Consider the following 12,286-nt stretch of genomic DNA (forward strand, 5'->3'; position numbering starts at 1 on the left):
AAGAGGCTGCAATAAAGCAGCCCCTTGTATACATTTCGATTGGTAGTGGAATTATTTAGTTGCCGCCACCCATCATATCCATGCTGCCGGTATCGGGGGTTGATTTCAAATTTTTTCTTTTAAACAGGCTGGCATCAAATTTCCCGAAGCGATAACTGAATGTTAAACGCAAAATTTGCGGGTTGCTGATGCGTCTGTTATCCTGATTAAATAAACCGGTTTGTTCTGAAAATGATTCCTGATAGTTTGTTCTAAATATATCATTCATACCCAGTGTTAAAGAGCCGCTTTGCCCTTTTTTCCATGTCCAGTCTTTTCTAATGGCAGCATCCATGCTCCAGCGTGGTAATAAATAGCCTTGCGCTGTTGTTTGAACCTGGTTAAATGGCCCACCGCCTCCACCATTATTACTTTGGGGCAAAACAGTTTTTGACTGATAGTTGCCACTGATTTGAAGAGAGTAACCTTTTCCTAATTTAAAATTATTGTTTATTTTAGCAAAATAGCTCAATATAGAATTGGTAGCTAATGCCACTTCGCCATTGCCATTATTGGCATTGATATTATTGGCATTAATTTTTGAATTGAATAAATTTAGATTCAGCAACAAATCCCACCACTTGGTTACAGGCATATTGTTGGTTAATTCCAAACCATAAGATATACCGCTATTAGCATTAATGTAGGTTGAATAATAAATACTGTCGGAAGTATTGGGGTTTAACTGGTCTTTGCCTCTGTATATGTATTGCGTAATTAAATTGGTGGTGTATTTAAAATAAGCTGTTGCCAGAAAATTGGCTTTTGGTTTGTAAGCATTGTTATAAGATAACTCCATTGAATTGGTGAATTCAGGGTTTAATACCGGGTTACCCACACTTACAGAAACAGGATAATTACTGTAATTAGGGAATGGAATTAACTGAAAGAAGTTGGGCCTGTTTACTCTTCTGGAATAATTAATTTGTACATCCTGCTTATCTGTTAATTTGTAGGTTAAGAAAGCACTGGGGAATAAGCTAACCGGATATTTAACAGAAAAATTAGAAGAATCTGCGCCATTTACGTTTAATAAAGTTCCGGTGTAACTGGAGCTTTCTGCTCTCAAACCAATTTGATAGCCTAATTTGTTGATTTTGCCTTTGTAATTAACATATGCGGCATACACTTGGTCATTGAATTTATAATTGTTGCTGATACCGGGTAATTTATCATAATTGCCGGTATTGTTGTTGTACTTTAACTGGGTGCTATTGTTTCCAAAGTCTCTGATAGCTGCTCTTACGCCTGCTTCAAACTTTTTGCTGTCTGAAATTGGATTCTCATAATCTGATTGTATAGTATAATATTTCTGAGAACCATCTGTTAGGGTTTGCTGCAGCAATGGTGGTTGTTTTTGTGTAGATGTATTTGGGAAATAAGTATAGATATTATTATTCGAATTACTATAATTGGTACTCGCATTGTAATTTAAATCAGCAGTAAGGTTTTCTCCATTTTTGGCAAAATTGTGTTTATAGCCTAATTGTGCACCTTTGTTTTCAAAACTACGGTCTGCATTACTGATGCCTTGGTTATTGGCGGCATAAATAGAACTAATTGTAGAGTCTGAATTTAGAGTAGTATTCGAATTGAATTGGCCTTTTACATAGTTACCTGCAATGGTAATGGTATTTCTGTTATCGGCTAAATAATCAAATCCACCGCGAATAAACTTAAATTCACCATTGTTTACAGCATCCTGAGTGGAGTATACATTACTGGGAGGATTGAAGAAATTATTCTGATCAGTGGTGCCGTTTGATTTGAATTTTCTCTGGTTATAACTAAAATTTACGAAGGCATTAATTTTACCCTGACGAACATTGAAATCACCACCTCCGTTAAATTTACCATAAGAGTCTGCACCTGTTCTAAATCCGCCATTATATCCGATTTTTTTATTCTTTTTCAAAATAATATTTATAATACCGGCATTGCCACCGGAAGCATCATATTTAGCAGAAGGGTTGGTAATAATTTCAATTTTATCAATAATGTCAGCAGGTATTTGATCTAAAGTAAGTGTAGTGGGCCTGTCGTCTATAAAAATGGTTGGTGTAGCATTTCTTAGAGTAACATTTCCATCAATATCTACATTTATAGAAGGTATATTTTTCATTACCTCTGTTGCGGTTTGCCCGGTGCTTTCTAAGTTTTTATCTACATTAAAAATTTTGCGGTCAATACCCAGTTCAAACTGTTGTTTAATAGGAGCGGAAACGGTTACATTGCCCAAATCGTTTGATTCAGATTCCATTTTAAGATTACCCAAATCTTTATCTACCATACCCAGCATTTGTTGCATAAAATTGGGATCCTGAGTAGCACCTCCTGCTGGAAATTTAATACCAAATGATAAATTTTGTGATAAGGCTTTATAACCAATTGCAGTTGCTGATAATTTAAAAGTTCCAAAAACTGGTAAATTTTCTAAGCTAAAATCGCCATTTGGTTTGGCTAATACAGTTGCCAAAATTACTTCCTTCATTTTTTTAGTAACTGTATCAAATTTGTTTCCAATCAATTGTACGGTTGCATCTACAATGGGCTTATTGGTCTTGGCGTCTACAAGTTTTCCATAAAAATGGCCAATATTTATATTTTGGCCGCCCATTCCTTCGCCACCGGGCCTGCCTGCCGGAAACTGGCTGTATGCAATTACAACAATAATAGTGAAGCTAAGTGTTAAGGTAATTTTCCTCATGGTGTTTGTAAATTTCAATTGCAAATTTCAATTACGTTTTTATATAAAATGTGCTAAGTATATATAAACGGTAATAAGACAATTTTGAATGGAATAAGTTCAACACAGTTACCGATGAAAAGCCTTAATGTACCGATGAAATGCTATAAAGCAGCAAAAGTTGGATACAGCCGATCAAAAAACCACTTATCATTCCCCACCACTGAAAAACTGCAACAACAGGTGTATTTTTACGAATCACCATTTCTATTGTTTGGTTGTCCATCTTTTTGAAATATTCCTGCAATAGTTGTGTTAATTGTTCTTTATTATTAAACTGTTGCATGTACTTCGTTATCATGGCAGGCAGCAGGGTGTTTAGCTCATCAATAAAAATTTTTTTCAATTCGTTAATTAATCGGTCGCTGACAAACATTGACAGCATGGGCATTTTTTCCACTAATTTTTTTCTTAAAAATTCATCAATGGCACTTTCAGCCAAAGGCATCATGTTTTCAATACTTTCTTTCGATGTACTTTTTTTTATAATGCTTTCTATGGGTAATTGTTCAATAATATGCTGGGCTAATAAAACGGATATTTTTTCTTTTTTTGAAGGCAAAATGCCTTGTATGGAAAAGAAAAGTACCTTTTTGAGTTGGTAAGGTCTAAATAAATATGTTAATAAAATACTATTAATACACCAACCGGTTAGTGCGGTAATGATAGGAAGCAGGTAATACCAGGTATGCATAGTATTGTTTTCAAAATAAAAACCCTCCTTCATGGAAGGAGGGCTGGGAGAACGATGGGTCTCGAACCCACGACCTACAGTGCCACAAACTGTCGCTCTAACCAACTGAGCTACGCTCTCCGTTTTATTGGGCTGCAAAAATAAGATAATTCAGCATTTCACAAAACACATTTTTTATTTCATGGAAAGTTTTAGATTCCAAAACCTTTGTTAATAGGGAAACGTTACTTTTACCACAGTTGTAATTCACCTATTTTTGAAGATTAATATGCAAAATTTTATAAAATTTATGAAGAGTCCTAAAGGAGTATTAGTAGCATTATTGGTTTTATTCGGTGCTTCTTTTGTAGCATTTACTACATTAAGCGCAAAAAATGACCTCACTATTAATCAAAAGCAAAAATTATTAGTAACAATTGGGCAACTATTAGAAACCGAACATTACAGTCCGCAAAAAATCAATGATTCATTCTCCGTAAAAGTATTTAATAAATATTTAACCGATATGTGGGCTGATGATGATAAAAGCATTTTTCTTCAAAAAGATATTGAAGCATTAAAAAAATATTCCACGACCATTGATGACGAAATTCATGGTGCACCCATTGCATTTGTACCAGCTGTGTCTGCCATTTATAATACCCGTGTGGCTGAAACTGTAGAATTATACAAGTCAATTTTATCACATCCATTCACTTTTACTAATCAGGATTCTATTATTACCAATGTAGATCAGTTAGATTATCCCCGAAATGAAGCTGATAAAAAAGAAAGATGGTATAAAAAATTGAAATATATTACGCTTAACCGGTTTTATGATTTGCAAAACCAGCGCCAGAAAGCTGTGGTTGATTCTATTAAAAATAAAACCGACCACCAGTTGGAGGCCGAGGCCAGGCAAAGTGTGTTGCGAACTGAAAATAAAATTTTTGAGCGCATTAAAGTTAAATTTAACGATGATGAACGGTTTAATTTATTTCTGAACACCATCTGCAGCCTGATGGATCCGCATACTGATTATTTCCCTCCAATAGAAAAAAGAGAGTTTGATGAAATGATGAGCAACCGGTTTTTTGGTATTGGTGCGCAGCTCACAGAATCAGATGGAAATATTAAAATCGTAAATATTCAAAATGGCGGTGCAGCCTGGAAAAGCGGTCAGTTGATGGCCAATGATATTATATTAAAGGTTGGCCAGGGCAATGCAGAACCGGTTGATATTGCAGGTTATGATGTTACAGATGCTGTTAAATTAATTAGAGGGGATAAAGGAACTGAAGTAAGATTAACTGTGAAACATCCGGACGGGAGTATTAAAGTGGTTTCATTAATCAGAAGTGAGGTTGTATTAGATGAATCATTTGCCAGAAGTTTAGTTATCAATCAAAATGGAAAAAAAATAGGATATATTTATTTGCCGGAGTTTTATGCAGATTTTGAACGTGCAAATGGTGCTCGTAGCTCGGAAGATGTGGCCAAAGAAATAAAGAAATTAAAAGACCAGCATGTTGATGGTATTGTGATGGATTTAAGGTTTAATGGCGGTGGTTCTTTGTATGAAGTGGTGCAAATGGTGGGTCTGTTTATTGGTCAGGGCCCTGTTGTTCAGGTACGGGATAAGGATGGCAGCTCAACAGTATTAACTGACAGAGATAATTCCGTTTTATACGATGGCCCATTGGCTGTTATGATTAATGAAGGAAGTGCTTCTGCCAGCGAAATTTTTGCCGCAGCCATTCAGGATTACAAAAGAGGTATTATTATTGGAAGCCGCTCTTACGGAAAAGGTACCGTTCAAAAAAATGTTCCGTTGGGTAAACCATTGGATAATTTTTCGGGCAGAACTGAAAATGGTGCAGTGAAATTAACTTTTCAGAAATTTTACAGAATTAATGGTGGCTCAACACAATTAAAAGGTGTTACACCCGATGTAATCATCCCTGATTTGTATGATTATATGAAAATGCGTGAAAAAGATAATCCATCTGCATTGCCTTGGGATGAAATTGCAAAAGCTGCTTTTCAAACCTGGCAGGAGAATTATGACCGCAATGCACTTATCCAAAAAGAAAATCAAGCTATTCAGGCCGATAAAACCTTTAGTTTGATCAACAACAATACAAAATGGCTGGCACAAAAAACAGATGCGCCGGTTCAGTTGAATTATGTTGTATTTAAAAAGGATCAGCAACAAATTATTGCAACTGCAGAACAAGACAATAATTTATTGAAATTAAAAACGCCAATGGATTTGCAGGTACTTCCATCTGATAAGGATATGTATTACAACAATTCCGATACAGCCAAAGGAAAAAGATACCAGGAGTGGTTAAAAGATCGTACAAAAGATATGTACATCTACCAGTCAGCAAAAGTAATTGCAGATATGATTGATGCCGGAAAGGCACAAACAGCCATGAAGCAACATTAAAACACAAAAAAATATTTGGGGGTTGCTATTCAACAGCAACCCCTTTCTTTTTAAAACATTCAAGGGATTGTTGGATAGCAGTGTTTGAAAAAAGAACTAATCTTACATTTGTAATTGAATGCAAAGCACTATGTTATCCAGAGAAAGAAAATGGTATGCAGTGTATACTAAACCCCGGTGGGAAAAAAAATCAGATAATATTTTATTACAGAAAGGAATTGAAAGTTGGTGCCCGGTACAGAAAGTAGAACGGCAATGGTCGGATAGAAAAAAAATTATAGAAGTGCCATTATTCCGCTCTTACGTGTTTGTCAGGATTAATGAAATGGAACGTATTGCTGTTTTAGATACAGATGGCATCATCAATTTTATTCATTATTTGGGCAAACCTGCCATAATAAGAGATGAGGAAATAGAAATCATCAAACAATATTTATTGATGCCCGGAACAACTATTCAGGTAACCGGAATGCAGGCATTAAAAGAAAAAACAAGGGTAAAAATTAAAGGCGGTATTTTTATGGATAATGAAGGTGAAGTATTACGAACCGGCAAGAAAAAAGTATATGTTCAGTTAGATACACTTGGACAGGTTTTGGTGGTTGAATTTTCAATTGAATACCTGTTGCCCATACAATGATGTATTAAAAATATTTTATGTATAAAAAAATTAAGTTGTTTTTGTCAGATGTAGATGGAGTAATGACCGATGCAGGCATGTATTATACTGAAAGTGGCGATGAATTTAAAAAATTCAATACCCACGATGGGATGGGTTTTAATTTATTAACCAAGGCGGGTGTTAAAACAGGCATTATTACTACCGAAGCAACTAAAATTGTAGAACGCAGGGCCGAAAAATTAAAGATTGATTATGTTTATCAGGGTAGAGGTTTCGGCAATAAATTAGATGCAGCTTTAGAAATATGTGAAAAAGAAGGTATTTCCATGAAAGAAACTGCTTATGTTGGTGATGATATTAATTGTATTGAACTTTTGAAAGCAGTAGGAGTAGCAGCATGCCCCGCTAATGCAGTCGAGCAGGTTAAAAATATAAAAGGCATTATTCATCTCGAGAAAAAAGGAGGTGAAGGTGCTGTAAGAGAATTCATAGAAATGTTGTTTAAGCAGGGTTTAATCGACGCTTAATTTTTTATCATGACATCTGTAAAGTTTATTTTGGTTGGATGCGGAAATATTGGTGTTCGGCATGCTGCTCTGATGCATCAGTTTGGTAAATTGGAAGGCGTTTGTGATGTGGATGAAAGCAAAGCCAAACAACTCGCAGAACAATATCATTGTAAGGCATTTGGTTGTTTGAATGATTTGCTTACAGCATGTAAAAATGCAGCAGTATTGGTAATCTGCACGCCGAATGCTTTACATGCTCCTCAGGCAATACAGGGCTTACATGCAGGGTTTCATGTACTGGTAGAAAAACCGATGGCACTTTCTGCTATGGATTGCCGTGCAATGATTGATGCAGCTTCGCAGGCAGGAAAATTGTTAATGGTGGTAAAGCAAAATCGCTTTAATCCACCTGTGTTAGCAGTTAAACATGCCATTGAACAGGCACTATTGGGTAAAATTTATTCTGTTCATTTAAATTGTTTATGGTATCGGGACGAGGCGTATTATATGCAAAGTAAATGGCGCGGAACAAAACAATTAGATGGTGGAATTTTGTTTACACAGTTTAGTCATTTTATTGATATTTTATTGTGGTTTATGGGTAGTGATGTGAAAGTTGTAGCCGCATCAGCAGCCAATCTGGCACATCAAAACATCATTGAATTTGAAGATACCGGTGTTGCGCAGTTGCAGTTTGCCAATGGTGCACTGGGCAGTATTCATTACAGTATTAATGCTTTTCAGCAAAATGCCGAGGGTTCCATATTACTGAATGCAGAAAACGGTATTATTAAAATTGGTGGAAAATATTTAGACAATATTGCATTCCAAACCTTGAAGCATGGAGATATTGCCTGCACTGAAACATCTGCCGAAGCGAATGACTATGGAAGTTATCAGGGTTCAATACGTAATCATGATAAAGTGTATGCCCATTTTATAGAAATATTACTGCACAATAAAGCATCCATTATACAAAATGAGGAAGCCATGCAAACAGTTGCATTAATAGAAAGTATTCACAAATGCATTCAGCATAATTCTTTTTAAAACAAATTTTTTTAATGCATCGCTATACTATTCAAGGGGTGATTGCTAAAAATAGGATGGTGCATTAACTTTATAAAAAAAATAGGCTATAGCTGTATCTTATCATTAATTTTCATTACAGTAACTTTAAAATTATAAAGCAAGTAGAAACTTACAGATATATGCCATTTATTTCTAAAAAAGTTGCCATTCACAATGTTCAGTTTGGAAAAAATGTTCAAATTGTAGAGCCTTGTAATTTGTACAATTGTTTTATTGGGAATGATTGTTTTATAGGGCCATTTGTGGAAATTCAGCAAAATGTAATAGTAGAACACAGCACAAAAATTCAATCACATAGTTTTATCTGCGAAATGGTAACAATAGGTCATCATTGTTTTATAGGGCATGGCGTCATGTTTATTAATGATGTTTTTGTAAATGACCGGCCAGCTGAAGGCAATAAAAATTTATGGAAAAAAACGAATATTGGTAATCATGTAGTTATTGGCAGCAATGCCACTATATTACCGGTATCTATTTGTGACGGTGTAGTAATCGGTGCAGGTGCAGTGGTAACAAAATCTATCACCCGCCCGGGTGTGTATGTAGGCAATCCTGCTAAGAAATTAAAAGACATCACTTAAATTTGAAAGGTCAATCAAGCTATTATTCTCTTTTTACAACGCTGTTATGTTTTCAATATTCAAAAAAAAGGTTTTGGGCGATTTTTCTTTTCTGCAAACTGATTTGCACAATCATATTTTACCGGGGGTAGATGATGGTGCAAAAAGTATCAACGATTCTATTGAACTACTGCAGCAAATGCAGCAGTTGGGATATAAAAAAATAATTTGTACTCCTCATATTTTAGGAAATATATATCCTAATAAACCAACTACCATTTTACCCGCATTGGAGAAAGTGAAGCGTGTATTGAATGAAAACAATATTGCTATGCAGGTGGAAGCTGCAGCAGAATACATGGCCGATGAAAATTTTGTAGAAGCAGTTGAAAAAAAGAAACCATTTCTTTGTTTCGGTGAAAAAAAAATTATTTTAATTGAAATGAGTTATTTAGCACCATCCCCTTATCTGGAACAATGTGTATTTCAATTAATTCTGGATGGTTATCAACCTGTTTTGGCGCATCCTGAGCGATACAATTATTATCATAAACAAATGAATAAATATGAACAATGGAAAGAAAAGGGTTGCTGGCTACAGTTAAATGCACTTTCACTAACCGGATACTATGGTAAGCATGTAAAGCAAGCAGCAGAAAAATTGTTAACAGCTCAATTAATAGATTTATTGGGTACTGATTTGCATCATGCACAACACATGGCTGCGTTACATTATTTATGTACTACAGCCTATTATAAGATGCTAAAGGTGTATCCTCATTTTAAAAACAACACCATCTAATTTTTATTCGCCCCAAATCCATTGCACTTGCTGTTGTGCATTTTTTGTATTGTTAAACATTTTTTCCAATACTGCTTTTCGCATAACGGTACAATCTGCTCTAAAAGGAGCGTTGAATAAATTTGAAATAACCTGGCAAAAGCTGTCTGCATCCGATGCAATATGGCAAAGTGTTTCCAGTTCACTTCCTTTTATGCTCACAGCATTGGCTACGCAATGCCTTCCGTTAAAAAGTGCATTGAGCAATTTGAGTTTAATGCCAGCATCACTTTCAGCATAAATTACATGAATATGTGCTTTTGCAATCATATCCTGCATTTCTTTTTCAGTAGGATTACTTACCAGACAGCAATGGGTATATTGATAAATTTTTGATTGGAGTAATTGAGATGGATTTTTGCCGGCTATTACAAACGGAATTTTGATTTTACTGAAAACATTTTTTAATAACCACAATACCGCCTGTTCATTAATAGAAACACTGAGATCGCCTTGATAAAGGCAATAACTACCCATGGCTGAAAGTGTTTTAACAACCCATGTATCGGGTAAATACACCGGTAGATAATCGATAGTAGTACAATGAAACTGTTCTCTGAAAAAATTTACATCCTGATGAGTAACACCCCAAAAGGCATTGGCTTCATTTACAATAGATGCTTCATATTTTTTTAAAAGTCGGCTCTCTCTTAAATAATACATTTTTTTTAAGTAGGAATGACTGGTATTGGCTAAATCCCGATAATACAAATGCTCGATGTTATGAATGCGAACAAATTTTTTTCTTGCATTAAAGCGTTTATCCTTCAGTAAATAAGTAGAGTGAACGCCCTCCATTAAAATTGGGTAATCATTTTGCAGTAATGCTTGCAACAAGTCTTCATTTACCCTGCTGCTAACAATATGTGGTAATTGCATGGATAGTGCCTGATGCCCGGTTAAGCGAGGATAATAATGAACAGTGTTGCAAAATTGCTTCAGAATATCCTGCTGCATATTGTTATATAAAAAACAATGCAAATGTATTTGAACGTCCTGTTGTTGCAAAGCAGGTAATTTGTAAAAAAGGTCAAACAATCCGCCATGTGTAACAGGGTAGGGTACTGTAAAATCTATGATATGCAAATGTTTTTCCAAAATAATAATAATTTAATTTCTTCTTTTTGCCAATTCAGTTCCTTTCTTGCTATATAGCATTGTTGTTGTAACTGATTATACAAAACAGTATCATTCAATAACTTGTTCATTGCTGCTGCCAGAGTATCTTCATGGGTATCATCTACCATATATGTTACGGGGTATTTTTGTTGAATGGCAGCATAAGCCGGAAAGTTCACACAAATTTGTGGAATGCCTGCCATGATGTAATCAAAAAACCTGTTGGCGAGCGAATGTTTTTGATTGAGGCCATTTGCTTCAAACAGGGTTAAGCCCAAATACGCACCGGGTGTAATTTTCTTGAGCTTTTCCGGTAATAGTGCACCGGTTAGTATCACTTTTTGGGGTAACTGATGTGCTTCAATCAATTGTTTGGCTGTATCAAAAAAATTTCCGGTGCCAATAATCCATAACTGTGCATTCACCTGCTTCATGGCAGGAATTAAGGTTTCAAAACACCTGCCATGGTTCACTGCTCCTTGGTAAAGAATTACTTTTGTATTTGCCAATGGTGTATTGTTGGATGGATAATCAGCAGGTTGTACAGGCAGATTTCTGATGATGGTATAGTTAACGCCAAACTTATTTTGAAAAGCTACTTGCAACAACTCATTCACAGTATAGCCATTTTTAAATTGCGGAATGCACCATTTTTCAATGCATTGCCATACCCATTGTACCCGCTTTCTGATTACAATTTCTTTTTGTTCTGAAAAATATTCATGTGCATCATACACTCTTTTTACTTTTTTAAGTTGGGAATAAAATAGGCAGGGCAATAGGGTATCTGCATCAATAGCGCAGATTATATCCATTTTTTGGGTAAGTAAATAAAAAAACAGCCGAATATTGTACTCAGCATAAAATAAAATCGTTTTTGAAAAAAAACAGGTTAGCAGGATGTTGCGGTAAGCTGTTTTTCCCGGCAATGGATCACTTTTTAATTTACGGCCAATTAAAGTAACTGCATAACCATTGTTAGCAAGCGAGGTACATATTCGTTGCATACGCTGATCATACACTAATGAATTGGTAACTGTAAAATAGATCCTGGTCAATTTGTCAGGTTAAGGTTAGGCAGCAAATATATCATTCCGTCTGTTTTTGGGTTTTGTTTTCTTTAAATATCCTATGTTCAAATATATTTCTGCAAAGCACATAATAAAATAAAACAGGCTGCTAATATTTTAGAAAATAATTATTACCTTTGCCGCCACAATATTTCAGAAAAAATAATCAAGACGCAAAAAAGAAATTGAGATGCCAATCACAAAAGAAAAAAAAGTTACTATTTTAACCCAATTTGCCGGAAAAGAAACCAATACCGGTTCTATTGAAGGTCAAATAGCTTTGCTTACTGAGCGTATTGCTCAAATCAGTGCTCATTTGCAGGTAAATAAAAAAGACCACTCTACCCAGCGCGGTTTAATGCAACTGGTTGGTAAAAGAAAACGTTTATTGGCTTATTTGCAAAAAACCAATTTGACTGGTTACAGGGCTTTAATTGAAAAATTAGGGCTTAGAAAATAAAATGACATGTTTTTAAAGCTATTCCTGACTGTAAATTATTCGGTTGGGAATAGCTTTTTTTAAAGCAGTTACCTGTATTTACTATTTATCATCTATTGCA

General features: G+C 35.2%; 11 protein-coding genes and 1 tRNA gene. 7 read left to right on the plus strand and 5 right to left on the minus strand.

The genetic code is table 11. The features are described 5' to 3' along the window. Positions 1–55 precede the first annotated feature (55 nt). From EO766_RS04965 to EO766_RS04975, 3 genes are all read right to left on the minus strand, one after another. Positions 56–2,746, minus strand: coding sequence for a TonB-dependent receptor (locus EO766_RS04965; protein ID WP_081301371.1), 2,691 nt, complete (start codon positions 2,744–2,746; stop codon positions 56–58). Between the two features lie 124 nt (positions 2,747–2,870). Next, a complete protein-coding gene (locus EO766_RS04970) occupies positions 2,871–3,479 on the minus strand; it encodes a DUF445 domain-containing protein (RefSeq protein ID WP_074420874.1) in 609 nt (202 codons plus the stop codon). Positions 3,480–3,525: 46 nt separating this feature from the next. After that, positions 3,526–3,599: transfer RNA gene (locus tag EO766_RS04975), tRNA-His, on the minus strand. 169 nt (positions 3,600–3,768) lie between these two features. On the opposite strand from EO766_RS04975, the gene EO766_RS04980 reads away from it, so the two are divergent. The 6 genes from EO766_RS04980 to EO766_RS05005 all read left to right on the plus strand — a co-directional run bounded on the left by EO766_RS04980 (position 3,769) and on the right by EO766_RS05005 (position 9,498). Next, positions 3,769–5,910 carry a carboxy terminal-processing peptidase gene (locus EO766_RS04980; RefSeq protein WP_074420891.1) on the plus strand — a complete coding sequence of 714 codons (2,142 nt, stop codon included), beginning with the start codon at positions 3,769–3,771 and terminating at the stop codon, positions 5,908–5,910. A 118-nt stretch (positions 5,911–6,028) separates the two neighbouring features. Further along, a complete protein-coding gene (locus EO766_RS04985; RefSeq protein ID WP_074420875.1) occupies positions 6,029–6,550 on the plus strand; it encodes a UpxY family transcription antiterminator in 522 nt (173 codons plus the stop codon). A gap of 17 nt (positions 6,551–6,567) precedes the next feature. Beyond that, positions 6,568–7,059 (plus strand): 3-deoxy-D-glycero-D-galacto-nonulopyranosonate 9-phosphatase, encoded by a 492-nt coding sequence (locus tag EO766_RS04990; protein WP_074420876.1) that lies wholly within the window; start codon positions 6,568–6,570, stop codon positions 7,057–7,059. A gap of 9 nt (positions 7,060–7,068) precedes the next feature. Continuing rightward, positions 7,069–8,091, plus strand: coding sequence for a Gfo/Idh/MocA family protein (locus EO766_RS04995; protein ID WP_074420877.1), 1,023 nt, complete (start codon positions 7,069–7,071; stop codon positions 8,089–8,091). 161 nt (positions 8,092–8,252) lie between these two features. Next, positions 8,253–8,717, plus strand: a complete 465-nt coding sequence (locus EO766_RS05000; protein ID WP_074420878.1) for an acyltransferase — start codon at positions 8,253–8,255, stop codon at positions 8,715–8,717. A 46-nt stretch (positions 8,718–8,763) separates the two neighbouring features. Then, on the plus strand, positions 8,764–9,498 hold the full coding sequence (locus tag EO766_RS05005) for a tyrosine-protein phosphatase (protein WP_074420879.1): 735 nt from the start codon (positions 8,764–8,766) through the stop codon (positions 9,496–9,498). Between the two features lie 3 nt (positions 9,499–9,501). On the opposite strand, the gene EO766_RS05010 is transcribed toward EO766_RS05005, so the two are convergent. Together EO766_RS05010 and EO766_RS05015 are read right to left on the minus strand one after the other, a co-directional pair. Continuing rightward, the gene (locus EO766_RS05010; RefSeq protein ID WP_074420880.1) at positions 9,502–10,635 is read right to left on the minus strand and encodes a glycosyltransferase; all 1,134 of its coding nucleotides are present in this window, start codon (positions 10,633–10,635) and stop codon (positions 9,502–9,504) included. Further along, positions 10,611–11,714 carry a glycosyltransferase gene (locus tag EO766_RS05015; RefSeq protein WP_228733124.1) on the minus strand — a complete coding sequence of 368 codons (1,104 nt, stop codon included), beginning with the start codon at positions 11,712–11,714 and terminating at the stop codon, positions 10,611–10,613. Before EO766_RS05015 ends, EO766_RS05010 begins: the two co-directional genes overlap by 25 nt. Before the next feature lie 202 nt (positions 11,715–11,916). Between EO766_RS05015 and rpsO the strand changes: the two genes are divergently transcribed. Further along, positions 11,917–12,186, plus strand: coding sequence for a 30S ribosomal protein S15 (gene rpsO / locus EO766_RS05020; RefSeq protein ID WP_068241899.1), 270 nt, complete (start codon positions 11,917–11,919; stop codon positions 12,184–12,186). Positions 12,187–12,286: the final 100 nt, after the last annotated feature.

Origin of the sequence: Hydrotalea sp. AMD (assembly GCF_004100315.1) — a bacterium.
GTDB classification, from domain to species: domain Bacteria; phylum Bacteroidota; class Bacteroidia; order Chitinophagales; family Chitinophagaceae; genus Hydrotalea; species Hydrotalea flava.